The sequence below is a fragment of the Microbacterium sp. M28 genome (assembly GCF_025836995.1).
In the GTDB taxonomy this organism is placed as follows: Bacteria; Actinomycetota; Actinomycetes; order Actinomycetales; family Microbacteriaceae; genus Microbacterium.
Window position 1 is genome coordinate 2,841,250 of sequence record NZ_CP107546.1, and the last position, 24,916, is coordinate 2,866,165.

Sequence of the window (24,916 nt, forward strand, 5' to 3'; positions counted from 1 at the left end):
GCAGCTCCTAGAGCTCCCCCGGCTTCATCGCCTCGGCGTCGATCGCCCGGATGATCCGCAGCGTCGCCGTGTCCGGCTTCGGCTCGGCGGCCTCCGCCCCGGCATCCCCGCGCACCCGCGCGCGCTTCGGTGCGTAGACGACTAGCGAATGGAACAGGAATCGCGCGAAGAACGCCACGACGAGCGAGATCGCTGTGGCCAGGACGCTCGAGATGTGCCACGACTCGACCATGAGCGCCATCACCGGGATCCGCAGCGCGGCCTCGACGTTGTTGAAGACGAACGACGCCGCGAAGCGTGCGCCGAGCGAGCGGGCATCCGAGCGCATGTCCGCGAAGACGAAACGCTCCTGCAGCAGGAAGTTGCCGATGATGGTCACCTCTGCGCCGATGATCGCCGCCCAGACGTAGGGCATGCCGGCCGCGGTCAGGATCCACATGATGGCGAGATTCGCGACGGCACCGAGCAGCCCGATGAGGGCGAACAGCGACATCTTGCCGAACCGGAGGCGGGTCAGGTGCGCGACGAACGTCGCGCCCTGGCGCAGGCTCGCCTTGGAGGTCCCGTGCCGGCGCTCCGCGAACTCCATCGGCACCTCGGCGATGCGCACGTCGGAGCGCGCGAGGATCTCGAGCAGGATCTTGAACCCCTGCGGCCTGAGTTCGGCGACGTCGATCCGCCGCCGGTCGACGAGGAAGTAGCCGGTCATCGGATCGGTGCTGCGTGCGAGTCGCCGAGGGAACATCGCCTTGGTCAGCCAGGTCGCAGCTCTCGAGACGCCGAAGCGGACTGTCGTCCCGAGGCCCTGGGAGTCGCCTCCCCCGATGTAGCGCGATGCCGCCACCACGTCGGCTCCCCCCGCGGCGTGCCGATCGAGCATCGCCGGGATGAGCTCGGGCGGATGCTGCAGGTCGCCGTCCATGACGACGCAGATGTCCGCCCCGGCCTCCGCCAGCCCGAGGACGACCGCGCCGCCGAGCCCGCCCGTGTTCTGCTCCCGATGGATCACCCGCACCGGGAGGGAAGCGGATGCCGCGACGTGCTCGACCTCAGCCGCCGTGGCATCGGTGCTGTCGTCGATGACGAGGATCTCGGCCCGCCGGCCCTCGAGCGCCACCCCGACCCGGGACACGAGCTCGGCGATGTTGTCGCGTTCGTTGAAGGTGGGGACGATCACGGTGACGTCGAGTTCCATGTGTCCCCCTCCCCTGCTCGGAATGCCGGCATCCATCGTTTCATGTCCGACCATGCGTTCGCTCCGCGTCGGGAAAGGGGTGCGGGCGGGCGCGCCGATCGCTACACTGAGCGGATACGGCTGTGGGAGCCGTTGACGGCCGTGGGGGCCGTCTTTCTGGGGAATCCGATCTGGGGAGATCATGGGGACGCGTATCGGCTATGCCGCCGGGGCTTTCGACCTGTTCCATGTGGGGCATCTGAATCTGCTCCGCCACGCCAAGCAGCACTGCGATGTGCTCGTCGCCGGGGTGGTGAACGACGAGATGCTCCGAGAGGTGAAGGGCATCGAGGCGCTGATCCCGACCGCGGAGCGCGCCGAGATCGTGCGTCACATCTCGTTCGTCGACGACGTGCACGTCGAGACGACGCCCTCGAAGATGGACGCCTGGCGCGACGTCGGATTCACGCACTTCTTCAAGGGCGACGACTGGCGCGGCACCGAGAAGGGTCTCCGCCTCGAGCGCGAGTTCGAGGCCGTCGGAGTCGAGGTCGTGTACTTCCCGTACACCGCGCACACCTCCAGCACCGCTCTGCGGCGAGCGCTCGACGCCCTCACAGCCGGAGCCGTGCCCGCGCTGGCCGCTCAGCGCTAGCCAAGCGGCAGGGCGCCGCCGTCCGGAGCACTCAGACAGGGCGACTTATCCTGGATGTATGACCACCCCCGCGACTGATTCGATCACCCTGTTCGGCGCCGACTGGTGCCGCGACTGCATCCGCACCAAGAAGCAGCTCGACGAACTCGGCATCGGCTACACCTACATCGACCTCGTGGCCGACCCCTCCGCCGCGGACGTCGCCAAGGAGATCTCCGGGCGCACGAACATCCCCGTCGTCGTCTACCCGGATGCGTCGCACCACGTCGAGCCGTCGAACGCGGACGTCGAGGCGAAGCTCCGCGAACTGTCGCTGATCTGACGCCCGAGGCGGCCGCCGACGCGGCATAGGCTGACAGCACCGGACAGGAAGGCGACGATGGCTTCGACGACGAAGAGCACCGCGACCGAGATCGACCACGACGAGCGCATCGCGCTCGACGGCGCGATCGACGATCTCACCGACGGAGCCCGAACCTGGTCGCACCTGTCGGTCGCGCAGCGCGTGACCCTGCTGCGCGCCGTGCGCGCCGCCGTCGCGGCATCCGCCGACGAGTGGGCGAACACGGCATCCGACTCGAAAGGCCTTCCCGGCGGCCATCCGCTGCGCGGCGAGGAGTGGCTGAGCGGGCCCTACAGCACCCTCGGCGCTCTGGATGCCTATATCGAGACGCTCACGCGCATCGCGGACGGGCGCAACCCGCTCCAGGACGTTCGGGTCGACCGCGCTCCTGGCGGGCGCACCCGAGTGCACGCCTTCCCTCTCACCGGTGCCGACAGGCTGCTGCTCGCAGGGTTCACGGGCGAGGTGTGGCTCGAGCCCGGTATCACGCCCCGTCAGGTGCGCGCCGGCGCCGGTCTCGCGCAGCGCACGCCGCAGGAATCCGGTGGCGTCGGCCTCGTGCTGGGTGCCGGCAACATCACGTCGATCCCCGTCCTCGACGTGCTCTACGAGCTGCTCGCGCACAACCGCGTCTCGCTCCTCAAGGTGAACCCGACCCAGGACGCGCTGGTGCCTGTCTTCGAGCACGCGCTGGCCGCACTGATCGAACCCGGCTTCCTGCGCATCGTCCGCGGTGGACCGGCCGTCGGCTCGTACCTCACCGCGCACAAGAGCATCGAGCACGTCCACATCACCGGGTCGGCTGCGACGTTCGACGCGATCGTCTGGGGTCGGGATGCCGCAGGCAAGCGCCGCCGCCGCGAGAACCGCCCGCTGCTGAAGAAGCCCATCACCGCAGAGCTCGGCGGAGTCTCCCCCATCATCGTCGTCCCCGGCGAGTGGTCGGATGCCGACGTCACGTTCCATGCCGAGCACATCGCGACCATGCGCCTGCAGAACAGCGGCCACAACTGCATCGCCGGGCAGGTCGTGATCCTGTCGCACGACTGGGCTCAGCGCGAGCAGTTCCTCACCGCGCTGCGGCACGCCTACGCGAAGGCGCCGGAGCGGCCGACCTGGTATCCGGGGTCGGCTTCCCGGATGGAGCAGGCCGCGAGCGACTATCCGGATGCCCTCGCGCTCGGTGACCGGCTCCTCGTGGAGATCGGCGATTCCGACGACGCGGAGCCCCTCCTGTCGACGGAGTACTTCGCGCCTGTCCTCGGCGTCGTCGAGGTCGACGGGCTCGGTCAGGATTTCGTGGATGCCGCGGTGCAGCACGCCAACGAGAAGCTGCAGGGGACGCTCGGCGCCAACGTGCTCGTGGACCCCGCCACCGAGCGCGCGCTCGGCTCCGGATTCGAGCGCGCCATCACGGCCCTGCGTTACGGCTCGATCGCCATCAACGCCTGGACGGCCTTCGGGTTCATCACCCCGACGCTCACCTGGGGCGCCTTCCCCGGCGGCACCGTGCAGGACGTCGGCAGCGGCATCGGCATCGTCCACAACGCGCTGCTGCTGGACGGCGTGGAGCGCTCGATCGTCCGCGGCCCCTTCCGCCCGTTCCCTCGGTCGCTGCCGTGGGTCAGCGGCGGCGGCCGCTTCACGATCCTGCCGAAGCCGCCCTGGTTCGTCACGTCGCGGACCGGGGCGCAGGTGTCCGAGGGACTGACGCGCTTCCGCGCCACCGGGTCCGTCTCCGGTCTCCTGCGGACGCTGCTGCAGGCTCTGCGGGCCTAGTCGTCGGCGAAGAGGTCGGTCGCGTCCCGCAGCGCCTGCTGGATGCCGGGCTCGGATGCTGCGTGACCGGCGTCGTCGACGATCACGAACTCGGCCTCGGGCCATGCCCGATGCAGGTCCCACGCGGTCATCATCGGCGTGCACACGTCGTAGCGCCCCTGCACGATCACGGCGGGGATGTGGCGGATCGCGTCGATGCCGTCGATCAGCTGCCCCTCGGCGAACCATCCGCGGTTCACGAAGAAGTGGTTCTCGATCCGCGCGAACGCCACTGCGGCATCCGGCTCCGTCATGCGCGCGACGGTGTCCGCGTCCGGGCGGAGGGTGATCGCCCTGGACTCCCAGCCGCTCCACGCCACCGCGGCGGGGACGTGCACCTCGGGATCAGGGTCGGCGAGCCTGCGGTGATACGCCTCGATCATGCGGTTGCGCTCCAGCACGGGGATGGGGGCGATGAAGTCCTCCCAGAGATCGGGGAACAGTGCGGCCGCTCCCCCTTCGTAGAACCACTCGAGCTCGATGCGGCGCAGCGTGAAGATGCCGCGGAGGATCAGTTCGGTCACAGCATCCGGATGCGCCTGGGCATAGGCGAGTGCGAGCGCGCTGCCCCACGATCCGCCGAACACCTGCCACCGGTCGATGCCGAGGTTCCTGCGCAGCAGCTCGATGTCCGCGATGAGGTGCGCCGTGGTGTTGAAGCGCATGTCGATGTCCGGCGTGCTCGCGTGCGGCGTGCTGCGCCCGCAGCCGCGCTGGTCGAACAGCACGATGCGATACTTCTCCGGATCGAAGAATCGCCGGTGCCAGTCCGACGTGCCTCCGCCGGGCCCGCCGTGCAGGAAGACCACCGGCTTGCCGTCGGGGTTGCCGCTGACCTCCCAGGCGATGCGCTGGCCGTCGCCGACGATCAGCATGCCGCTGTCGTACGGCTCGATGGGCGGATACAGTGCATCCAGGTTCATCGTCTGCGACCCCCCGGTCCTCGAACGTCCACTGCGTTTCACGCTACCGCGTGGGCTACCCGGCTTCGAGCTGGCTGTCCGGCACGGCGAATGTGTCGCACACACCGAGACCGCTCTCGTACCCGTTCGCGAACCAGAACTGGCGCTGCGCGCTGGAACCGTGGGTGAACGATTCGGGGTTCGAGAAACCGGACATCTCCTGGATGTGGTCGTCGCCGACGACGAGAGCCGCGTTGAGGGCATCCTCGAGCTGTGTCTCGGTGGGCGTCTCCAGGTACGGATCGCCGTCCGCGTCGGTCGCCTCGGTCATGTCCCCGATCCAGGCGCCGGCGTAGCAGTCGGCCTGCAGCTCCATCCGGACGCCGTTGCTGGCGGGCCCCGTGCCGTTGTTCGGGTACTCCGCCATGGTGCCGGTGGTGTTCTGGATGTGGTGGCCCCACTCGTGACCGACGATGTAGAGCTGGGCCAGGTCGCCGGCTGAGGCGCCGAACTGCTGCTGCATGACGGCGAAGAAGGTGGGGTCGATGTAGACAGTGGCATCCGCAGGGCAGTAGAACGGTCCGACCGCGTTGGATGCCGTGCCGCACGCCGTCGAGGTCTGCCCGTCCACGACGATCATCCCCGGCTCCGTGTAGCCGTCGAGCTGCCCGCTCCAGTACTCGTCCAGCGCGACCTGCGAACCCGCGATCCGGCACTCGACCTTCGCGTTGGCATCCGCACCGGAGTCGCATTCGTCCAGCGTCCCCTCCGACGAGGACGAGCCCTGATCGCCGGTACCGCCGCCGAGGAACGGCGACAGGTCGATCTCGCCGCCGGAGAGCAGGCTGACGACGAGCACGGCGATCGCGCCGAGTCCCACCACTCCCCCGCCCGCGACGGCTGCTGTCCGGCCACGGCGCCTGGTGCGGTGGCCCGAGATGTCGGCATCCGGGTTGAACGTCATGGAAACGAGGGTAGCGCGCGGCGTAGTCTCGGGACATGACCACCACGATCACCATCACGGGTGCCGGAGGCCAGATCGGCTACGCCCTGCTGTTCCGCATCGCCGCCGGAGATCTGCTCGGACCGGAGGAGAAGGTCCGGTTGCGGCTGCTGGAGATCCCACAGGGGCTGAAGTCCGCCGAGGGCGCGGCGCTGGAGCTGCAGGACGGCGCGTTCGGACTGCTTGAGGACGTCGAAGTGACGGATGCCGCCGACACCGCCTTCGCGGGATGCGACCTCGCACTGCTGGTCGGCGCACGCCCCCGCGGCCCCGGCATGGAGCGCGGCGACCTGCTCGCGGCGAACGCCGGGATCTTCGGACCCCAGGGCGTCGCGATCGCCGAGAACGCGGCACCGGGTGTGCGGGTCACGGTGGTCGGCAATCCGGCGAACACCAACGCGCTGATCGCCGCGGCATCCGCTGAGGGAGTGCCTGCCGAACGGTTCACGGCGCTGACCCGGCTGGACGAGAACCGCGCCAGGGCGCAGCTCGCGCTCGCCCTCGGCGCGCCGGTCTCGGACGTGCGGCGCGTCCCGATCTGGGGCAACCATTCCGCCACGCAGTTCCCCGACGTCTCGCACGCCACAGTCGCCGGTCGACCGGCATCCGAGGCGCTGGCGGAGCGGTTCGACGACGTGACGGGGTGGCTCGAGTCGAGCTTCATCCCGCGGGTCGCGAAGCGCGGGGCGGAGATCATCGAGGTGCGCGGGTCCTCCTCGGTGGCCTCTGCCGCCAATGCGACGATCGATCACGTGCGCGACTGGGTCCACGGCACCGACGACTGGACAAGCGCCGGGGTGGTCTCGCACGGCGAGTACGGCGTTCCGGACGGGCTGATCTGCTCTTTCCCGGTGCGTTCGATCGACGGCCAGTGGCAGATCGTGGACGGCCTGGAACCGGATGCCTGGGCGCAGGCCCGCATCGACGCGTCGGTCGCCGAGCTCGTCGAAGAGCGGGAGGCGGTCCGCGCGCTCGGTCTGGTGTGAGGCGCCGCGCCGGCAGGGCAGAATGGAAGCGGAGGTGCAACGATGAGCGATCTGACAGACCTGACGACGGGTGCGATGCACATCGGCGGTGCGCTGACGAGTCCGGTGCACCTGCCGCACGCGGCGGCGGAGTGCCCGAAGTGCTTCACCGAGCTGCAGCAGAACCATGACTGGTGGCATGCACGCCCCCGAGGATCCCGCCTGGTCGGTCTGGTCGTCGCCCGCGACGGGATGCCGTCTGTGGTGACCCAGCGCGATGAACTGACCCGCTTCGGGGTTCCGATCGAAGGCTTCCGGCATCCGGCCCCCGACATCCTGGAGAGCTGGAGCGATCGCCTCGCGCGCTTCATCTCGACGCTGAACAAGGGCGACGTCCTCGTCGTCGCGAACGTGCACGCCCTGGGGCGCGACCGTGAGGAGGAGGCCCGCACCGTCGCGGACCTGCGCCAGCGCGGCATCATGGTGAAGGTGCTCAGCCAGGATTCGCGGCACCTCGCCGACGCCATGCGCTGACGCGCGGCGGAGTCAGAACGTACGCGCCTCGCGCCCGAGCCGCGTCGCCGCGGCGACGATCGTCTCGGCATCCGACGCCGGCACGACGACCAGCGGGTAGGCATCGGAATCCTCTTCGAGGTAGACGACGCGCAGGCTGTGCGGGGCGAGCAGCGCATCCGCCGCGGCGACGGCGGCACTCAGGTCGCCGTCCACGTCGGCGACGGGGTCGAGATCGACGCCCGTGCGGGCGACACGCGCGAGCCCGGCTAGTGCCTCGGCCAGTTCGACGCCGGTGTCCTTCCAATCCATGTAGGCGAGCGCTCCGGCCTCGTCCAGCCCGTCGATGACCACGAGCCAGGGATCGACGTCCGCGGGTTCCTCGATGCCGCGGTCGACGAGGTCGCGCTCATGCGCGGAGAAGTAGGCCGCAGGATCCGAGGCCGCGAGGCCGACCGAAGCGATCAGCTCCGGATCGTCATCGAGCAGTCGGGCGAGGCGGGTCCAGACGTCTGCTTCGGTCATGCCGACAATCCTGCCACGCGGCGATCACGAGTCGGCGGCGAGGCGCGCCCCGTGCAGGGCGATCACCTCGGACCATGACCATCGGAGATCCGGCTTCGGCGGGATCGGACGGCTGCGCTTGCGTCGCGAGGCCTGTTCGGAGAGACGTTCCGACAGCCACGGCGCCGGGACGAGGTGCAGGGCCAGCGACATCGTGCCGGCCTCCGCATCTCCCGCGTGCACCAGCGCGTGACCGATCTCTTCGGAATACATCCAGTAGTCGACGCGGGTGGCGCCGCCGTCGCGAAGCGCAACCGCATACGGCCGGATGCCGTCGAAGGGCGGGTCTTCGAGATCGAGCCGACTCCACGCGCGGCCCACGTACGCGGCGTAGCTCAGCATCGTGTCGGTGAACGCGGCGATCTCCTCCGGCGATGCGCCGGATCCCTCAGGGCTGCCCAGCCACGCCAACGGGATGATCCGGACGGGCCCGCGCACGAGCACGGGCGTCTCGGGACCGACCCAGCCATCCGTCCGGGCCTCGAACGCGGCCTCCTGGGTGCCCGTGCTCGTCACGAAGATGCGCCCCTCGTACGGCAGAACGCCGCCCGCCACGAGCGAAGCCGGCCCGAAGGCCGTGGACGCGGTCCTGCGCAGGTCCATGTCGAAGCCCATGTCTCACTCCGATTCGTGCTCGGTGCGGGTGAATTCCACGACGTCCGCCCAGGACCAGCCGAGATCGAGAGGTGCACCCGCTGCCTTCTTCCGCCGCTGCCCCTCCTTCACCCAGTGCGTGGGGACGACGTGCAGCGCCATCTGGGTCGACGGCTCCGGGTCGGCGCTGCGATGGAGGATACGCACCACTGCGACATCCCCGAACGCCCACCAGCTCGCGCTCGTCGCGCCCGTGCGCGTCAGCTCCGCCGTATAGCGGGACTTCTCGTCCCGGGGGGACTCGGCGCCGTGCTGCGCTCGGAGCTCGAGAGCGATCGGCCAGCCGTGCTGGTGTTCAGCAGCCGTTCCGATCTGGGCGAACAGGGTGCTGGCGCGGTCGGCGGCATGCGGGTACTCGCTCCCGTCGATATCCGGGTGCGCGGGAGTCCAGGACAGAGGCACGATCCAGGCGTCGCCCCGCGAGAACACCAGCACGTCGTCGGCCAGCCACTGATCGCGGCGCTCCACGGGCGCTTTCGGCTCAGCGAGACGGGACACGATCGCGTCGAGGACGGCTGCGGCGCTCACCGGGAGAGCGGCTCCCGTTCCGATCGAACGGGGCGCGAAGTCCACCGAACGACGGCTCCCGAGATGGTCGGTACGTGCAGCGCCGGTGCGCCGTGCCTCGGCGATCTGCCGCAGTCGTCGCAACACGTGCCACATCGCGGCCGTCTCGTCGGTGAACATGCGGACCGTCGATCCGATCGCGTGTTCGTGTTCATCCAGCACATGCACGGTCCAACGCGCCCCCGCGTGGTCGACGACCACAGCATCGCCTCGACGGAAGCCGGCGCCGTCGATGATCGGCGTGTCGAGGTTCTCGGTACGCACCACGTGCAGAAGCTCATCGACGTCCATGCTCACCGTCTTCCTCTCGGCCGGATGCGTCGCTGTCGAGTGCGACCACCTCGGCCCAAGACCAGCGCACGTCGATGCCGGCCGCGCTCGGACCGGCGTGGCGTTCGGACACCCACCCGGCGGGGATGACGTGCACCGCCAAAGAGGCGTCGCACGTGTCCTGTGCCCCGGCCCAGACGAGCGTGACGCCGATGGCGGACGAGTACACCCAGCACTCCACCCGGGTGGCACCGGCACCGCGAAGCGCCGCCGTGTACGAACCGATGCCGTCCGGACGGTCCGCCGACAGGTCCAGCAGCGTCCATGGTCCTGCCCGATGCAGGGCGGCACCCTGGACGTGCGATGCGAAAGCGGCGATGTACGCGGGTTCCGCATACGGGTTGTAGACCGCAGCATCGCCCCACCAGGCGAGGGGGAGGATCTTCGCCTCACCACGGACCAGAATCGGGATGCCCGGAGCCAGCCACCCGTCGCGGGCTGCTTCGAGCGCTCCGGGCGGCAGCGCGTGCGATCGGATCATCAGATCCCTCGCGGTCGCCGGAAGGATCGCTCCTGCGGTCGGCGAATCCGGACCGAACGGGCTCGAATCACTCATCACGCGTCACCACGGGAGTCCCGGTGGGTTCGTCAGCACGATCGCTTCCGTCGGGCGGAGTCATGCGAACCTCGGCCGCAGGTCGTCGCGGATCGTGCCGAGGGTCGCTGGCGTCACCTGCCAGCGGGTGGCATCGGTGTCCTCGAACGTGATCTCGTAGTTCCCGGTCGCGCGATCGAACTGCACCAGCATCTTCACGGGACGTGCATCTTCGGGCGGGAAGGACGACTCCAGGTAAGCGTTCACCGCCGGCTCGATGAGCGTCGGTCGCGCGGATGTGGCGGCCGGTGCGCCATCTTCGGAGTACGCGTACCCGTAGGAGCCGCTGAGCTGTCCGCCGCCGAACTCCAGAACCATGGCGAGTGCCGCCCAGTCGTCACCGATTCTGCGCATGTTCTCGACGAGCGATCGAACGAGACCGACGGCGGGGTCCGTGGACATGAGTGCTCCTGCTGGTTCGGACACAAGACAGGGGCAGTTTAGCCCTGCGGCGAGTTCCGGGCTGACCTGCGACCCCTCAAGAGAATGACTCGCCAGCGTGGGACCTGTCTGCGTGTGTGAGGACCAGGCGCTCGTTGAGCGGGTTGATCACGACATCGACGATCATCGCGGCCGTTGCCCTCCCACTCTGCCGATACCCTTCGACCAGAGCGACGCCTCGCGGTACGTCCTCAGTACGCGCGTTCACGTGGTCCACCGGAGTTCCGAAAGTTCCGGCGCTCGCCCAGCTGGAGAACCACAGCTCGACATGATCGGATCGAGCCACCGCATCCGATCATCGCGGCCGTTGCCCTCCCACTCCGGACTCTTCGCAGCAATCGAGGCATCACCCGTGCTGATCAGAAACTTGCCATCGCGCTCGGACACCACTCGTTGCGGCCCTCCCTCGCTCAGCGAATGACAATTCAACGCCGTTGAGCACCCCGAAGAGGCCACGAGGGTGCAGACCTTCGGTCATCGCGACACCGGGTCTGCGTTCTCAGCTGCCGAGGAGTTCGGCGGGGAACCGCGTCACGCTGAAGTAATCCGGCACCGTGCCCGGCGCAGGAGCGAGCACCCCGGCATCCAGAACCCGACCGAACGGCACCTGACCGATCCGCCCATCCGCGGCGTTGAGCACCAGGAACTGCGCACGCGGCACCACCGACACGGCCCCCTCGGTCACCGACGCATACGTGACGTACTCACCCGTCGCATCCGCCGCGAGCACCAGCTCCGCGACGAACACGTCACTGCCCGCCGCCGCATAGCTCTCCTGAACGACCGTCCGTGCGGCACCGTACTGCACACTGTCCCAGCGCTTGCCGAGCCGCGACACCTCAGCGGACACGGCCTCTGGCCACTCGAACGGCACCCACCCGCTCTCCGAACGCACCAACGCCGTCACCGACACCGTGTGAGACGACTGCGCCAGCACCCGCTCCACCGCACGAGCCGCAGACACCAACGACCCCGGATCCTCCGCGAATCCCAGCACCACCGTCCCGGCATCCGGAACCACGATCACCGGAGTCGCGCCCTCCCGGAACCGGGAGACAGCTCCAGGATCGCGCAACGAGGCCGCAGCGAACGACACCCCCGAAATCACCAGCGCTTCCTCGAACGCGTCCACCGATGCCTCGACCTGCGCCCTGTTCCGCGCAGCCTCCACGACCACGGCCTCCATGTCGACGCCCCAGTCATCCAGCATCCGAACCGTCACCGGGACGTCCGCTGAGGGCAGGTCCAGCACCGCTCCCACGAAATAGTCCGCGACCACAGGAACCGCGGCATCGATCCCCGCCTCAGCCCCCTGCAGCGCCAGCACCTGCCCACGGATCTGGAACGGAACCAACCCCACCGGACGCGCCGTCAGCAACGACGACGCCTCACCGAGAGAGCCCGGAATCACCACCTGCTCAGCCATACCCACCCCGACTCACACACCCACGAGATCACGCGGATAGAACTCATTCTCCCGGAACGACGCGTCATCGATCCCGAGCGCCTTCACCACGCCCGCCACCTCGAACGCCCAATAGCCCCAGTACTTCCGCTTGCCGAGCATCGTGTGGCCGCCCCAGCCCCACGTGTTCTTCCACACGGAATACCAGTCGTCCAGATACCGCCCGACCGCCCCAGGATCGGCGGTTTCCAAAGCGTCACCCAAAGCGCGTGTCCCCGGGAAGGCGAAATCCGCGCCGACGGGATGATCTGCCCGACGAGTAGCGATCAAACCGTCGATCAATCGGTCATTCCACGAGAGTCGCACAGCCTCGGACGCCCGCTCGAAAGTCGCCTCATCGACATCGAAGGCCAGGGCGAGCGAGACCAGCCACAACGCCTGCCTGTACCGGTCCTTGTCCCCGCCGAACGCGTAACGCGATGACCGGGTCTTATCCGACAGCTCCCGCTGTGCGAGATCGAGAACCTGCTCCGCCTTCTCAAGGAGAACATCGAACTCCGCACGCAGTTCCTCGGCCGTCGCTCCGGCGGAATACAGCGCGCTGAAACGCGCCCAGCGGATGCGCATCGCGTCATCGGCGGCAAGCGCGCGGTCTTCAGGGAACGGCCACTCAGAATCCGGCAACGCCAGTTCCTCGTCATCCGAACGGATGAAAGCGCTGAGGTGGTCGACGACGCCCCCGAAGTATGACGCGTCGGCTCTCGCATCACGCAGGTTCGCGCTGAAGCCGTTCCCCCCGCCGGTCATGCTGGCTCCAGCTCGTTGGTCGTGCCACGGACGTCGGCGAGTTCCGAGCGGGGCACAACACGCCAGACGAGCCCGGGCTCGAGCGCCACCGCGCCCGCACCCGCCTGTGAGGCATCACCCGCGAGCACGATCGCCGCCTCCTGAGCGTTGGACTGGACGATGTGAGCCGGGACGCCGTTCCAGGTGGCGACGAACGAGACCTCGAAAAGGCGCTCACAGGCGTCGGCTGCGACAACACGACGGAAGACGTGCGGCCGGGTCTGCTCGAATCCATCCGGAGGCTCGGCCCCCGTCGCCACGAGTTCCACATGCTCGCGATCCACCCACGACGCGACGTACTCGGCCCCGTTCCAGACAACACGCGGCCCCGACACCATGGACGGCGGCGCGTAGACACCCGTCGACCGCCAGCCGAACGCAGGTCCCGCATAGGCAGAGACCAACTCCTGCCGCCCATCAGCATGAATCCGCCACAACTCCGCGCCGTTCGGCACTTCGGTCGGCGCGATATCCCACACCGGCACAAGGCCGCCCGCTCCCGGAAGAAACCCCTTCCCGAAGCCCGCTGCCGCCGACACCGAGCCAGGCGCGGGGACCGAAACACGCGACACGGGGGACGGCTCGAAACGCATGACATCGACGAAGTCCGTCCGGGCGTTGCTCAGACCGTACGCGGACAGAACATCGCCCGAGGTGCGCCAGGCGAGCGCATCCGCGATCCGTACCGCCGGCCCTGCCAGCAGTGCCGATCCCTGCCGCACATACGCCTCCATGAGAGTCGGCCAGATCAGCTTCTGCATCGGGGTCATCGCCATACCTCCATCATGCCCTGGGCAGCTTTACCTCATGGGATTCAACCGTCACCGGCAAGCCCGACGGATCGATCCACCGCATCCAATCATCGCGGAAGTTGCCGTCCCACTCAGCGCTCTTCGCTGCAACAGCGGAATCACCCGTGCTGATCAGGAACTTACCGTCGCGTTCGGACACCACTCGATAGCGAACACCCTCGAAGACGACGAACCAATCCCATTGTCGGAGATCCTCGACTTCCGAAATCGGGATCGACACGATGCCCGGCGTCTTCCGATAGCCTTCCACCAGCGTGACGCCCTGCGGTACGTCCTCAGTACGCGCGTTCACGTGGTCTACCGGCGTTCCGAAAGTTCCGGCGCTCGCCCAGCTGTAGAACCGCAGCTCGACATCGTCGACGATCCCGAACAGCCCTCGAGGGTGCAGCTCCGATTCCGTCATCGTGACGCTGGCGAGACATTCGCGACGGCCTGCCAGGATCCGTTCCGGTCGAGAACGCCCAGGAGGCGATAGATGCCGTTCGGCGTGACCTCCCACATCTCAGCTCCGGGACGCATCTGCGACGCGCCCGGCTCCTTGAACTCGGGTACGACGTTTCCGTCGGACACGGGGAGACCCGACGCGGTCATCCCGTTGCCCGTGAACGGATAACCGCCGTTGAACGAGGAGCCCGGTTGCATGACAGCGTCGAACGGAACATTCAGAGCGACATCGTCTTCATGCTGATACCGAATCATCTGCGCGTGAATCGGCTCATCGAACGGATTGTTGAACGTCGTCCCCGGATAATCGAGACGCAACCCTGCGTACACAGCCTCCGAGTCGTGGAAGTGCAGGACATCCTGCAGCCGGGTCACGAAGCCTGCGACCGAGTCATCGTCGTATGCGTACGTCCCGTTCAGACGGGCGAAATCCTCACCAGGAGGCAAGACCTTCTGGAATACGGTGTCTCCGTCATAGTGGACCGCCATGCGCATGTCATGCAGGAACGCGCGATCAGCGGGACTCAGAGCCTCGGTGGGCACGTCGATGAGACGCGCGAGGTCGTCCATCGTCCGCCCTTCTGGGAGTGCCGCAGCGAGCTCGTCATATGCCGAACTCAGTCCGTCGAGCTGTTCAGGCGCCCAGCGCGTCTCGTACGTGCTGCCGTCAGCGAGTGTGTATTCGCGTCCGGGAGGGGTACCACCCTGGCCGCCGACATCGTCGCCGCTGTCGCCGCCGTTTCCGGTCGTTTCCGGGTCCTGGACGCTGTCGTTGACCGCGTCGGCGTCCGACAGCGGCGCCTCGCTCGAGCCATCGACAGGATCGGCCGTCGCCTCGGCCCCATCGACGTGCGTCTCCGCGGTCAGCGGCGCCTCGGCCCCAGGAGTATCCCGGTTCTGGGGCGACGATGCGTCCGGCGAGGCGGGTGACTGGGGGCCATCCGCGGTCGCGAAATGAGCCCCGGTGTCTCTCACCACATAGCCGCTGTTATCGAGCTGGCGCACGGTGACGTCGCCGTTGGGCATCACGCGCACGACACCGGCGTCGAGATCGCCGCGGCGCAATGCCGTCCTGACATCCGCGCGCAGTTCAGGAGAGACGTCGCCCAACGCTGCGTCCAACCGGGCCCGGATCCAGGGACGGCTCATCTGTCGTCCGTCGAGCGTGTCGCCCAGTCGAGCCGTGTTGTACTTCGCCTCGATGACGGCGAACTCGGTGTTCCCGTCGGCGTCGGTGCGCGAGTAGATGCCGTCCACACCGTTCGCATTGGTGGCGTGCGAACCGTCGGCGCCGTCGTCGATGCGCGTCCAGCCCTGCGCCTCCATGTAGGCCTGCGCGTGCAGCTCGCCGAACTCACCCTTGCGGTGGTTCAGCGGAACATCCGAGTCCGCATTGTGCGCGGCGTCCCAGTCCTTGAACGAAAGCGTGTTGCCGTCCGCGTCCACCAGCGTCTGCACGCGCGGGTTCGGGGACGCTGCGCCAGCAGCAGGATCGGCGGGCGGTGTCGCGGCATCAGCGTCAGCGTCGCCGGTCGTGTCCGCGCCGTCACCGGCATCCGCTCCGTCGCCCGTCCCATCCGCAACCGGCTCGTCGACACGGATCTCGGTGGAGCCGTCCGGCGCAGCGGTATCCGGCAGCAGGCCGCCTGGTTCACTCGAGGACGTACCGCCATCGGATCCCGAACCACCCGCGCCGGCCGGCGGCTCGACCGCGCCGGCACCGGTGTTCGTGCCTGAGCCACCGTTCGCACTGCCGTCGCTGCCATCCGGACCGTTCTGCTGCGAACCGTCGCTTGCGGCACCGTCATCGCCGGCGCTCTGCTCGGGAGTCGAGTTCGACGGCGCGTCGTCCGCAGTGCCGCTCTGGCCGGGGCCGTCATTCGCCGTGCCATCGCCACCAGGACCGTCGTTGCCCGGTGCGGTCTGCTGCGGACCGTCGTTCACAGGCCCATCGTTCACAGGACCGTCGTTCACAGGACCGTCGTTCACAGGACCGTCCTTCACAGGCCCATCGTTCACAGGACCGTCGGCACCAGGACCGTCGTTGCTCGAGCCGCTGTTCTCCGGCGTGACGACGATCTCCTGCTCCGCAGGCGCTTCGCCGTGGTTGCTCTGAGCTCCGCCGCCGTCGCCACCGCTGCTGCTGACGTCGCCGCCCTGACCCGACGGGCCGTCGAACTCCGCACGCGGAGCCGCGCCGTCCACCGAGCTGCTGTTCGCCGCGTTGCCCGCGCCGGTCGGGATGCCCGAAGCATCCACGTCGACGCCGCTTCCACCTCCGGACGACGACGACGCACCCGGGCCACGACGCCCGGGCAGGCGGGCCGACATGGCCACACCGAGCCCCGCGCCCATCGCGATCGAACCGGGGGTGATGTCTTCGCCGCGGACACCGGAGTCCACGACGGTGCCACCCGCGCCGCCGGCACCGTTGCTGAGCGCCCGCACGAGGAATCGCTCACCCGCCTTGCCGAACGGAGCAGTGATGGCCGACGTGATCGACCCACCGGCCAGACCAGACGTGAACGCGGCGAGGTAGTTCGCGTCGCCGCCCTGCACCGACTCGGCGAGCACGGTCGATGCCGTGCCGGAGACGAGCTCGATGCCGACGCGGGTGAGCTTGGGGAACGCCGCACCCGCGGCGCGCATTCCGGCGACGATCGCCCGCAGCCGGATCGCGAGGCGACTGGCCGTGCCGACGCACTTGCTCACGAGGGACGCGATGCGCCCTGCGACCACGGCGATGCGTGCCGCGATCGCGCCACCGCCGACGACGCCGGCGGCACCGAAGGTGACGAACGACAGCGCGAAGCTGATACCCGCACCGGCGATCACCTCGATCACCAGCTGCGCGATCATCTGACGCGTCTCCTCGAGCGTCTCGCGGATCGTCTGCGCGTACTCCTTGCAGATGTCGTCGATCGCGCCGATGCCCTCGTCGGTGCTGAGGAACGTCGTCAGTCCGTCCGCGAAGTCGTTGACCTTCGTCTCGATCGAGGCGAGCTCGCCGCTCTCCATGCCGATCAGCGCATTGTCAGCGAGACGGATGTCGGTGCGCAGCCCCTGGATGTCGCCCAGGATGCCCGACCACGCGCGACCCGCCTCTTCGAGCTTCTCCGGGTCGCCGTCCGGGAACAGGGTTCCGATGAAGTTGAGGACCTGGTCCCACACCCACATCGCGGCGCTGTCGAGTCCCTGCACCATCGTGTCCGGTCGTCCGCCGAACGCGGACGGCGGCGGGGACACGCTGGTCTCCGGGATCTCGGGTCGCAGCACGAACGCGCCGGACGCGTCGTACGCGATGCCCTCGGCGTTGCCGTTGGCCTGCGCGTGCGTGCCCCCGCTCGCGGTCAGCGCACGGTCGAGACCACGGCTGGCCACCGCGATGTCGTAGAGGGTCTGCAGGGCCGCGGCCGCCATCTGGTCGTACGCCTCGGAGAACGACTCGCCGCCCGGATCGGTTCCGGCCATGCCGCCGTATCCGCTCAGGGTGCCCCGCGCGGCGATCGCGTAATCCAGAGCCTGCTGGGAGACGGCGTCGAACGCATCCGCCGCCGTCGAGAACTTGGTCGGTGTCACCTTCACCATGTCGTCACGCGCTCCACATGCTCTTGACCGACGTCTGCGCGGTCTCGTACTGCGTGGCGGCATCCCCGGCCCAGAGTGCGAGGTACTCGGCGTGCGCCGTCAGCAGGCTCGCACCGACCTGCCAGGTCTGGACGCAGTTCACGAACTCGCTGTTCGCGATACCGCTCCACTGCGCGCTCACGGCTCCGGTCGCACCGGCGGCGTGAGCCTGCAGCTCGGCGCAGTACCCCTGCAGCTGCTTCAGCGCGGACTCGAGACCGCGGATGTCCGCCGTCTCGTACGTGTGTGCTCCGCTGGCGCTCATGCGTCAGCTCCCCCCTGGAAGTTCTTCAACTCGACCGAGGCCGGCATCGCCTCGAACACCGGCCGTGCCTCGGCCGTCTCGCTCTGCCGCGCGCCGCCCCCGCCGGTCGACGGCGTCCGCACGTTCACGGTCGACGACCGCGCTGACGTCGTCAGCTGCGCCTCGTTGCCCTCGTAACCCCCCTGCGCCGCCTGCAACCGCGCAGCGATGCTCACCAGCGATTCGCGCGTGAGCCCGGCGCTGGTGAGGAATGCCGTCCATTCCTCGAGGAACGCGTCAGCAGCACTCCCCGTCCAGGTGGCGCCGACGACCGCGTTCACGGCCGCGTTCACCTGCGCGAGCTGCGCGTCGAACTGCGCGACCGCGCCGGTCATCGCCGACGCCGAGTAACCCAGCGCCGGCGTGGACACATGGAACTGCACCAAGAGGCACCCCCCTCACCGAGAGCAGCCCGGCGAACCGGGCGGACGAGAATTACGAACGGAAGCTGTTGCCGATGTTGTTCTCGGACTCCTCGTAGGCGAGCGCTGCCTTCGAGAGCTGGTCGCTGATGCCGTTGAGGGATTCCTTCAGCTGGATGCCCGCGGCGTCCCACTGCTCGTACAGCTCGTTGAACGTCTGCGAAGCGCTTCCGCCCCAGTCGCCGGCGATCAGGCCCTGCACGAGGGACTTGAGGTTGCCCAGCTGCGACTCGATCGACGTCGCCCCCGACGCGAGCTGGTTGGCGACGCCTGCGAGCGACTCCGAAGTGACTTTGATCTCAGCCATGTCTTACCCCTTGCTCTTGCGGCGGACGCCGCGGATTAGGTCTGTCGATCATTCCTAACACACGGGTGCAACCGGCACCCATGGGGAGAACTCCCCATGGTCGGACTTCTCAGCCGACGAGGAGTACGGAATCACCCAGGAGCAGACGGTCTCCCGGCTCGATGACCGACGGGGTGCCCGCGACCAGCGCGTACTGCGTCCCGGCGCGCTCGAGCAGTGTGCCGTTGGCCGACCCGGGGTCGGTCGCGACCACGCCGACCGACGTCGGCGCGAGGACAAGGTGAACGCGCGACATGGCCCGCTCCGGGTCATCCAGCCGCACCGGTGTTCCCTGGTACGCCGCAGCGCCGCTCTCCGGCGAGCGTCCGAAGACGAGAACGCGATCCAGGTCGATCCGCCGGCCGTTCGGCAGGGACACGTGCGATGCAGCGGCCGGCACCGGTGCGGGAGCCGGGGTCGGGCTCTGCGGTTGCGGTGCAGCGGGCTGCTCCGCGGCGAGGGGCGCAGGCAGCGGAACGGGCGCGAGGGGCTCGGCACGGCGCTCGATGACCGGGGCGCCGGACGGCGGCGGGGTCGCACCTCCGGGGAACGGCGGCACGGCCGATCCGGGCATCCCGATGATCTGACCGCATGCGGGGCAGAACATGCTGTCCGGTCGAACGGCTTCGCCGCAGAACCGGCACTGAGTGCTCATCGAAGAAAGTCCCCCACCTGGTCGTTCTCGGTCGCGGACGTCTCCGGACCCACCGCGCAAGTCTAGCCCCGCCGTCTGAGGACGGGATCCGTCAGGCCGTCAGGTCGGGCACCTGCACCGGCATGTAGGAGCCGTCGCTGAAGAAGACACCGCTGCCCGGTGCGCCCCGACCGATATAAGTCCGCGCCAGCTGCACGCCGAACACCTGGGTTCCGATGATCGTCGACGGCGGCGACAGCAGGATGCCGCAGCGCCCCTTCTTCGCCTCGGTCAGTGCGACCGTCAAAGACGAGCCGGCGGATTCGGCGCCGACGCCGACGATGTACCGCGCGTGACCGCGCGCTGCACCGAGCGCCCTGTCCAGCGCCGAATCCCTGATCGATTCACTGTCGTCCACGACGATCGTGAGCGCCGTGTCGCCCGGCGCGAGGGCCGCGGCGATCTCCTCCTCCGGACTCCGCGGCGACAGCAGCGGCGCTCCGTGGCTCTTGGCGACGTCCGCGAGGATCGACCCGTCGCGGGCGACCACCACGAGCGGCGTCTTGTGCCAGCCGAGTTGGTGCGCGATCGCCGCCAGCGTGTACGTCTTGCCGCTGCGCCGGTCGCCGGCGACCACGAATCCGCCGACGCCCGGCCAGTCGATCGTGACCCGCGACAGCTGGTCCCCGCCGACCGCGACGACCGGCGTCTCGGTCGGCGAGCCGGCGAGGATCGGCAGCGAGTGGACGACGCTGAGCCCGATCCGGGCGGGCAGCGGGTCGACCCGCATCGGCTGCGGCAGCTCCGCCAATTGGGGGAACTGTCCGAAGTGCCCCGTCACGTACTCCACGATGCCGCGGGCCGCAGCGGTCTGACCTTCACCGCTCGGGTCGGCCGACAGCACAGCGAGCTGCGCCTCGGTGCCCTCGGGGCCGAACAGCGCCCGCCCTGCTGGCATGTTCGGAGGCAGGTCGCGGATCATGATGCCCGCGCTGCGGTAGTCGTTGATGTCGCGCATGCGCAGGGCGTACTGCGTGTCGATGAACGTCGACACCTTGTCGGAGGCGATCGAGCGGTCTGCGGTGAGGATCACCCGCAGTCCGACGGCCGGCCCCTCGCGCAGCAGGCGCATGACCTGGTCGCGCAGCAGCACCATGTCGTCGGCGCTCATGGACGCGCCCAGTCGCTCCCAGCCGTCGATCACGAGCATCTCGTAGGGCAGGGCGTCCCTGGCATCGGCCTGCCTGCGCTGCTCGGCGATGCTGCCGACGCCGGCGCGTGCGAGGATCGCCTGGCGCCGGGACAGATCCAGGCTGAGCCGGTCGAGCAGGCGAGGCAGACGTCCGGCATCCTGCGGCGTGATGACCGCGCCCGTGTGCGGCGCATCCGCGAACGGGAGCAGGGCCCCCGTGCCGTAGTCGACCGCGTACAGGTGCAGGTCTGCGGGGGTGAAGCGCTGCACGGCCTGTGCCAGGAGCGTGCGGACCGCCGTGGTGCGTCCCGATCGGCTGCCACCGAAGAACAGCAGGTGCGATCCGGTGAGGGCGTTCCAGACCAGCGGACGCTGAGTCTGCTTGGACGGCACGTCGACGAGGCCGAGGACCAGCCCGCCCTCGGGCGCGGACGATTCGTCGAACCGGTCCAGCGGGAGCAGATCGGGCAGCGGCAGCAGCCACGGCGACGGGCTGCGCTCGATGCCGAGCGCAGCGGTGGCCTGGCCTGCCAGCTGCACGAGGCCGCGCAGGTCCGTGTCGTCCTGGTCGGGGCGATGGGTCTTCGTCTCGGATGCAGGGAAGCGCGCCGGCAGACCGACCGTCTGCCAGTCGAAGCGCGCGGCCGGCGGCAGCACCCTGGTGGTGCGCTGGTGGCCGATGCGCAGTCCGGCCACGCGCGCCGTCTGGAAGGGCACCGGCGCCGCATCGAGTCCGGCCCTGACATACCCGCGCCCCGGAGTGGAGGCCGAGATGAGCGCGGCATCCGGTGTTCCGATGATGTCCGTCGAATCAGCACGATCGGTCACGCGCAGTGCGATGCGCAGGTTGATGTTCGACTGCATCTCCGGCGTCACCACACCCGAGGGTCGCTGGGTCGCCAGCACCAGGTTGACCCCGAGGGAGCGGCCGACGCGCGCGATGCGCACGAGCCCGTTGATGAAGTCGGGCAGTTCGGTCTTGAGCTCGGCGAACTCGTCGACGACGATCATGAGGCGCGCCAGCCCGAGCCGCGCGGCGGCCGCGGCATCCTTCTCCCACGCGGCGTCGACGTCCTTCGCACCGATGTCGTCGCGGAGCACGCGCTCGCGGCGCTTGAGCTCGGCATCCAGCGAGGCGAGAGCGCGCTCGGTCTCGCGGGCGTCGAGGTTGGTCACCATGCCGACCGTGTGCGGGAGGCGGGCGCAGTCCGCGAAGGCCGATCCGCCCTTGTAGTCGATGAGCACGAAGTTGAGCGCATCCGGACGGTTGGCCAGCGCGAGGGAGATCACCAGTGCCTGGAGGAACTCCGACTTTCCCGAACCCGTCGTCCCGGCGACGAGCGCGTGCGGTCCGTCGGTCGCGATGTCGATCGCGTACTCGCCCTCGGACCCCGCCCCGATCACGACGTAGGACTGCCGCGGCGCCACCTGCCACTGGTCGATGATCGGCTGCGGGTCGTCCAGGTCGATCCCGAGCAGTTCGGTGTAACGGACGTTGCTCGGCACGGTCGCGTCGTCGCCCACACCGCGGACGTGCTCGATCGAGCACAGCTCCCGCGCGATCTCCTCGGCGTACCCGACGCTCACCTGGTCGAGCAGGACGGGCGAGTGGTACGCCTCACCGGATTCCACGCGGCCCAGCAGCGCGTCGCCCGGATCCGCGACGACGACGGTCGACGCCTCCTCCGGCAATCGCGATCGGTCCGAATCCAGGGCGACGACGTGGATGCCGTACGCGGCGCCGTGCTCGAGGATCGTGACCATCCCCGGCAGCATGCGGTACCGCCGAGCCCCATCGACGACGAGGACGATCTGGGATTCGGATTCCAGACGGCGGTCCTTGCCGATGCGCATGCGGATATCGAGCAGCGCGCCGATCTCGCGGATGCGCTCACGACGTGTCAGGTCGGTGTTGCCGATCAGCGCGACCGGGCCCACTCCCGGCTGCGCGTGGGGCAGCCACTGCACCCACGACCAGGCGCGCTCCTGCTCCCGGTCGCACAGCACGACGACCTGCAGATCCCGCGGCGAGCGCAGCGCCACGAGCCCGGTGAGCATGGCGCGCGCGACACCCCCGGCGACGTCCGCCGGGCCGGCGATGCCGACGGGGCCGGCGGCGAGATCCACCGCGACGGGCGACGGGGAGACGCCGACTCGGCGCTCCTCCCTGCGCTCCTTCTGCGGCCCGCCCTCGAAGCGCACCTCGAGCGGCACGTCGGCGACGCCGACCCTGGCGCGCAGCGCGTCGGCCTCCCCTCGGCGGCGTTCCCACAGTCGGGACAGCGGACGGGTGACGACGTCGCGGATGTAGACCGGATCGAGGTGGTGGTACCAGCTGGTCAGCCGCTGCTGGCGCACATTCGCCGCGATGCGCACCCTGGCGGCCTCGATCTCGTCGATCCAGTCGGCCTCGGTGCGCTCGCCCTTGCGCTTGGCGATCTTCTTGTTGGCGAAGAACGATCCGATCACCATGACCGGCGACGCCGCGGCCATCAGCAGCATGACGGGACGCTGGAACACGATCGCGAGCGTCACACCGAGCACGACGGGGACGATCGCCGACAACCACGGCAGCGGCGAGGCGTCCTGCTCCTCCGGCTTGTCACCGGGGAGCGTGATGATGGGCGGATTCTGCGCCGGTCGAATGCGGGACGGACGGTTGAAGGCCCGCGCGCCGACCTCGTCGACCGTGATGTCGGCGTCGGATGCCGGGGCGACGCCGATGCGCAGCACGCTGCTGCCCAGCTGCACGAGGTCGGCGGGGACGATGTCCGCCGCCCTCTCACCCTCGGAGCCGTTGACGACCAGGCGCGCACCGGCGTCGACGAGCTCGATGTGCGCCGTCAGCGGCAGCAGCGATCCGTCGGCGGCGACTCCACCGGACACGGTGATCCTGGCGTGCTCGTCGCTGAGATGCGGATCGTCGACGCGCAGCCCCGCAGTGCCGCCGCGACCCACCAGGACGGTGGCACCGGACTCCATCGCCACCGCCTCGCCGGCGAACGGGCCTGCCACGAACTCCAGCCTCAGCGTGCCGGGCGCGAGGACCGCCGGCGTCCTGGTCGGCACGATCGCGCCGCTGCGGATCGCGGCCGTGGTGAACGACGATGCGGGGTCGACTCCCGGCGCCAGCACGTCGGAGGGCACGTCCAGGGACTCGCCGATCTCGGAGATCGTGCTGGCCTCATCGATCTTGACGATCCAGGACTCGGGGTGCGACGCGCCGGGGCGGTCGGCGACGGTCAGCCGAAGGCTCATGATGCGGGTATTCCTTCCAGCTGCTTCGCCAGATCGGCGAGCGGCGTCGTCGCTTCGGGCTCCTGCGCGCCGTCTGCGGGGACGATGATCTGCACCAGCGGCGCCGAGGTCTTCCAGGCCGGGGCTGCGAGCGTGACGACTGCGTCCTGCTCGGCGTCGACTCCGTCCGCCGGCGTCTCGCTCGGCGCGGTCGCCGTGATGCTGCCCCATGCCATCCGGCCATCGGCGTCGACGGCCCGGAACAGCAACTGCGCCGGCCCGGTGCCCGTGCGCTCGGCACGGCCGTCGTCGGTGCATCCGATCCCGATGGACTGCGTCGGGCTGCACACCACCAGGACGTCGTCGCCCCACACCAGGTCGGCCAGCTCCCAGGTGTCGGCCGGGCTGACGATGTGCAGAGCACCCAAGGGCGCGGGGCCGGATGCCGGGACGAAGGATGCTGTGAGCTCGACGTCGACCTTCTGTCCGGCGTCGTCGGTGACCGCGATCGGGATGACGGCATCGCCAGGCGCTGATGCGCGCAGCACCAGATGGGTGTCGGTCACGCCGACGGCGACGCCAGGCGGCGGCGTACCTGCTTCGATCTTCGCGCCCCCCTCTTCCGAGCACACGGCGCACGTGATCGCCAGCGCCGAGATCGGAACGAGGAACTGCTCGCCGACCGGGATGGGTTCGTCCAGCCGCGTGACGGCGATCTCCGGCGCGGGCGGCGGTTCGAACCGCACCCGGTACGTGAGATCCAGCACGCGATCTCCGAAGGCCTGAGGAACCCGCAACGGATTCGTCCCCCACTTCGGGTCGTACTTCTCGGCGGCGAGCGTCACGCTGTCGTCCGAGCACGTGATCGTGACCCCCGGCAGCGTTCCGACTCCTTCGCAGACGATGCGCCAGCCTTCACCGGGGCGGATCTCAGTGGCTTCGCGATACGTGATCTCGACGGCTCCGTCGGACCATTCCTCTTCCTCCTCTCCGCCGCTCTCCGCGGCGGCGGGAAGGGCGGTGAAGAGCACGCCCGCGAGCGCCAGGACGACGAGCGCCGCGCGACGCCAGCGTGGCTTCGAGGACATGGGACTCCAAGTATCGCGAGCAGGCCAAGACTAGG

At 69.2% G+C, this 24,916-nt stretch carries 24 protein-coding genes; 5 read left to right on the plus strand and 19 right to left on the minus strand.

What is annotated here, in order from left to right:
• Nucleotides 1-7 precede the first annotated feature (7 nt).
• Nucleotides 8-1,195, minus strand: coding sequence for a glycosyltransferase (locus OED01_RS13805; protein ID WP_264155856.1), 1,188 nt, complete (start codon nt 1,193-1,195; stop codon nt 8-10).
• Between the two features lie 181 nt (nt 1,196-1,376).
• Here OED01_RS13805 and OED01_RS13810 point away from each other — a divergent pair, with 181 nt between their 5' ends.
• From OED01_RS13810 to OED01_RS13820, 3 genes are read left to right on the plus strand one after another with little or no spacing between them, the layout of a single operon-like run.
• Entirely contained in the window at nt 1,377-1,829 is a 453-nt protein-coding gene (locus OED01_RS13810) for an FAD synthase family protein (RefSeq protein ID WP_264155857.1), read from the plus strand.
• Nucleotides 1,830-1,887: 58 nt separating this feature from the next.
• Nucleotides 1,888-2,151, plus strand: coding sequence for a glutaredoxin family protein (locus OED01_RS13815; RefSeq protein ID WP_264155858.1), 264 nt, complete (start codon nt 1,888-1,890; stop codon nt 2,149-2,151).
• A 57-nt stretch (nt 2,152-2,208) separates the two neighbouring features.
• The gene (locus tag OED01_RS13820) at nt 2,209-3,951 is read left to right on the plus strand and encodes an aldehyde dehydrogenase family protein (protein ID WP_264155859.1); all 1,743 of its coding nucleotides are present in this window, start codon (nt 2,209-2,211) and stop codon (nt 3,949-3,951) included.
• Here the strand turns inward: OED01_RS13820 and pip are convergent.
• Both pip and ypfJ read right to left on the minus strand, forming a co-directional pair.
• Entirely contained in the window at nt 3,948-4,913 is a 966-nt protein-coding gene (pip, locus tag OED01_RS13825) for a prolyl aminopeptidase (RefSeq protein WP_264155860.1), read from the minus strand. The genes OED01_RS13820 and pip overlap by 4 nt on opposite strands.
• A 55-nt stretch (nt 4,914-4,968) precedes the next feature.
• Nucleotides 4,969-5,856, minus strand: coding sequence for a KPN_02809 family neutral zinc metallopeptidase (gene ypfJ / locus OED01_RS13830; RefSeq protein WP_264155861.1), 888 nt, complete (start codon nt 5,854-5,856; stop codon nt 4,969-4,971).
• A gap of 35 nt (nt 5,857-5,891) precedes the next feature.
• Between ypfJ and OED01_RS13835 the strand changes: the two genes are divergently transcribed.
• Nucleotides 5,892-6,881 (plus strand): malate dehydrogenase, encoded by a 990-nt coding sequence (locus tag OED01_RS13835; protein ID WP_264155862.1) that lies wholly within the window; start codon nt 5,892-5,894, stop codon nt 6,879-6,881.
• A 42-nt stretch (nt 6,882-6,923) separates the two neighbouring features.
• Nucleotides 6,924-7,394, plus strand: a complete 471-nt coding sequence (locus OED01_RS13840) for a recombinase family protein (RefSeq protein ID WP_264155863.1) — start codon at nt 6,924-6,926, stop codon at nt 7,392-7,394.
• Between the two features lie 12 nt (nt 7,395-7,406).
• On the opposite strand, the gene OED01_RS13845 is transcribed toward OED01_RS13840, so the two are convergent.
• From OED01_RS13845 to OED01_RS13920, 16 genes are all read right to left on the minus strand, one after another.
• Complete coding sequence (locus tag OED01_RS13845) at nt 7,407-7,898, minus strand: DUF6630 family protein (RefSeq protein ID WP_264155864.1); 492 nt, start codon at nt 7,896-7,898, stop codon at nt 7,407-7,409.
• 24 nt (nt 7,899-7,922) lie between these two features.
• Complete coding sequence (locus tag OED01_RS13850; protein WP_264155865.1) at nt 7,923-8,552, minus strand: hypothetical protein; 630 nt, start codon at nt 8,550-8,552, stop codon at nt 7,923-7,925.
• A 3-nt stretch (nt 8,553-8,555) separates the two neighbouring features.
• Complete coding sequence (locus OED01_RS13855) at nt 8,556-9,455, minus strand: hypothetical protein (protein ID WP_264155866.1); 900 nt, start codon at nt 9,453-9,455, stop codon at nt 8,556-8,558.
• Complete coding sequence (locus tag OED01_RS13860) at nt 9,436-9,969, minus strand: hypothetical protein (protein WP_264155867.1); 534 nt, start codon at nt 9,967-9,969, stop codon at nt 9,436-9,438. Before OED01_RS13860 ends, OED01_RS13855 begins: the two co-directional genes overlap by 20 nt.
• Nucleotides 9,970-10,104: 135 nt before the next feature.
• Entirely contained in the window at nt 10,105-10,485 is a 381-nt protein-coding gene (locus OED01_RS13865) for a hypothetical protein (RefSeq protein ID WP_264155868.1), read from the minus strand.
• Between the two features lie 538 nt (nt 10,486-11,023).
• Nucleotides 11,024-11,950, minus strand: a complete 927-nt coding sequence (locus tag OED01_RS13870) for a DUF1444 domain-containing protein (protein ID WP_264155870.1) — start codon at nt 11,948-11,950, stop codon at nt 11,024-11,026.
• Between the two features lie 12 nt (nt 11,951-11,962).
• Nucleotides 11,963-12,736, minus strand: coding sequence for a PoNi-like cognate immunity protein (locus OED01_RS13875; protein ID WP_264155871.1), 774 nt, complete (start codon nt 12,734-12,736; stop codon nt 11,963-11,965).
• Complete coding sequence (locus OED01_RS13880) at nt 12,733-13,536, minus strand: hypothetical protein (protein WP_264155872.1); 804 nt, start codon at nt 13,534-13,536, stop codon at nt 12,733-12,735. Before OED01_RS13880 ends, OED01_RS13875 begins: the two co-directional genes overlap by 4 nt.
• 22 nt (nt 13,537-13,558) lie before the next feature.
• Nucleotides 13,559-13,990 carry a hypothetical protein gene (locus tag OED01_RS13885; RefSeq protein WP_264155873.1) on the minus strand — a complete coding sequence of 144 codons (432 nt, stop codon included), beginning with the start codon at nt 13,988-13,990 and terminating at the stop codon, nt 13,559-13,561.
• Nucleotides 13,987-17,619: a WXG100-like domain-containing protein gene (locus OED01_RS13890; RefSeq protein WP_264155874.1), complete on the minus strand. Its 3,633-nt coding sequence runs from the start codon at nt 17,617-17,619 to the stop codon at nt 13,987-13,989. The genes OED01_RS13885 and OED01_RS13890 overlap by 4 nt, the downstream gene beginning before the upstream one ends.
• 4 nt (nt 17,620-17,623) lie before the next feature.
• Nucleotides 17,624-17,923, minus strand: a complete 300-nt coding sequence (locus tag OED01_RS13895) for a hypothetical protein (protein ID WP_264155875.1) — start codon at nt 17,921-17,923, stop codon at nt 17,624-17,626.
• Entirely contained in the window at nt 17,920-18,345 is a 426-nt protein-coding gene (locus tag OED01_RS13900; RefSeq protein WP_264157975.1) for a WXG100 family type VII secretion target, read from the minus strand. The genes OED01_RS13895 and OED01_RS13900 overlap by 4 nt, the downstream gene beginning before the upstream one ends.
• A gap of 52 nt (nt 18,346-18,397) precedes the next feature.
• Nucleotides 18,398-18,691 carry a WXG100 family type VII secretion target gene (locus OED01_RS13905; protein WP_060928559.1) on the minus strand — a complete coding sequence of 98 codons (294 nt, stop codon included), beginning with the start codon at nt 18,689-18,691 and terminating at the stop codon, nt 18,398-18,400.
• A gap of 109 nt (nt 18,692-18,800) precedes the next feature.
• A complete protein-coding gene (locus tag OED01_RS13910; protein ID WP_264155876.1) occupies nt 18,801-19,385 on the minus strand; it encodes a hypothetical protein in 585 nt (194 codons plus the stop codon).
• 91 nt (nt 19,386-19,476) lie between these two features.
• Nucleotides 19,477-23,814 (minus strand): FtsK/SpoIIIE domain-containing protein, encoded by a 4,338-nt coding sequence (locus OED01_RS13915; protein ID WP_264155877.1) that lies wholly within the window; start codon nt 23,812-23,814, stop codon nt 19,477-19,479.
• On the minus strand, nt 23,811-24,881 hold the full coding sequence (locus OED01_RS13920; RefSeq protein WP_264155878.1) for a hypothetical protein: 1,071 nt from the start codon (nt 24,879-24,881) through the stop codon (nt 23,811-23,813). Before OED01_RS13920 ends, OED01_RS13915 begins: the two co-directional genes overlap by 4 nt.
• Nucleotides 24,882-24,916: the final 35 nt, after the last annotated feature.

What these genes read in the sequence shown, in the direction of transcription:
- OED01_RS13845 (WP_264155864.1), bottom strand. Translation starts at nt 7,898, where the DNA reads ATGACCGAAGCAGACGTCTGGACCCGCCTCGCCCGACTGCTCGATGAC.
- OED01_RS13850 (WP_264155865.1), bottom strand. Translation starts at nt 8,552, where the DNA reads ATGGGCTTCGACATGGACCTGCGCAGGACCGCGTCCACGGCCTTCGGG.
- OED01_RS13865 (WP_264155868.1), bottom strand. Translation starts at nt 10,485, where the DNA reads ATGTCCACGGACCCCGCCGTCGGTCTCGTTCGATCGCTCGTCGAGAAC.
- ypfJ (WP_264155861.1), bottom strand. Translation starts at nt 5,856, where the DNA reads ATGACGTTCAACCCGGATGCCGACATCTCGGGCCACCGCACCAGGCGC.
- OED01_RS13885 (WP_264155873.1), bottom strand. Translation starts at nt 13,990, where the DNA reads ATGACGGAATCGGAGCTGCACCCTCGAGGGCTGTTCGGGATCGTCGAC.
- OED01_RS13870 (WP_264155870.1), bottom strand. Translation starts at nt 11,950, where the DNA reads ATGGCTGAGCAGGTGGTGATTCCGGGCTCTCTCGGTGAGGCGTCGTCG.
- pip (WP_264155860.1), bottom strand. Translation starts at nt 4,913, where the DNA reads ATGAACCTGGATGCACTGTATCCGCCCATCGAGCCGTACGACAGCGGC.
- OED01_RS13805 (WP_264155856.1), bottom strand. Translation starts at nt 1,195, where the DNA reads ATGGAACTCGACGTCACCGTGATCGTCCCCACCTTCAACGAACGCGAC.
- OED01_RS13910 (WP_264155876.1), bottom strand. Translation starts at nt 19,385, where the DNA reads ATGAGCACTCAGTGCCGGTTCTGCGGCGAAGCCGTTCGACCGGACAGC.
- OED01_RS13810 (WP_264155857.1), top strand. Translation starts at nt 1,377, where the DNA reads ATGGGGACGCGTATCGGCTATGCCGCCGGGGCTTTCGACCTGTTCCAT.
- OED01_RS13895 (WP_264155875.1), bottom strand. Translation starts at nt 17,923, where the DNA reads ATGAGCGCCAGCGGAGCACACACGTACGAGACGGCGGACATCCGCGGT.
- OED01_RS13815 (WP_264155858.1), top strand. Translation starts at nt 1,888, where the DNA reads ATGACCACCCCCGCGACTGATTCGATCACCCTGTTCGGCGCCGACTGG.
- OED01_RS13860 (WP_264155867.1), bottom strand. Translation starts at nt 9,969, where the DNA reads ATGATCCGATCGCACGCGCTGCCGCCCGGAGCGCTCGAAGCAGCCCGC.
- OED01_RS13820 (WP_264155859.1), top strand. Translation starts at nt 2,209, where the DNA reads ATGGCTTCGACGACGAAGAGCACCGCGACCGAGATCGACCACGACGAG.
- OED01_RS13920 (WP_264155878.1), bottom strand. Translation starts at nt 24,881, where the DNA reads ATGTCCTCGAAGCCACGCTGGCGTCGCGCGGCGCTCGTCGTCCTGGCG.
- OED01_RS13835 (WP_264155862.1), top strand. Translation starts at nt 5,892, where the DNA reads ATGACCACCACGATCACCATCACGGGTGCCGGAGGCCAGATCGGCTAC.
- OED01_RS13880 (WP_264155872.1), bottom strand. Translation starts at nt 13,536, where the DNA reads ATGCAGAAGCTGATCTGGCCGACTCTCATGGAGGCGTATGTGCGGCAG.
- OED01_RS13905 (WP_060928559.1), bottom strand. Translation starts at nt 18,691, where the DNA reads ATGGCTGAGATCAAAGTCACTTCGGAGTCGCTCGCAGGCGTCGCCAAC.
- OED01_RS13915 (WP_264155877.1), bottom strand. Translation starts at nt 23,814, where the DNA reads ATGAGCCTTCGGCTGACCGTCGCCGACCGCCCCGGCGCGTCGCACCCC.
- OED01_RS13875 (WP_264155871.1), bottom strand. Translation starts at nt 12,736, where the DNA reads ATGACCGGCGGGGGGAACGGCTTCAGCGCGAACCTGCGTGATGCGAGA.
- OED01_RS13840 (WP_264155863.1), top strand. Translation starts at nt 6,924, where the DNA reads ATGAGCGATCTGACAGACCTGACGACGGGTGCGATGCACATCGGCGGT.
- OED01_RS13890 (WP_264155874.1), bottom strand. Translation starts at nt 17,619, where the DNA reads ATGGTGAAGGTGACACCGACCAAGTTCTCGACGGCGGCGGATGCGTTC.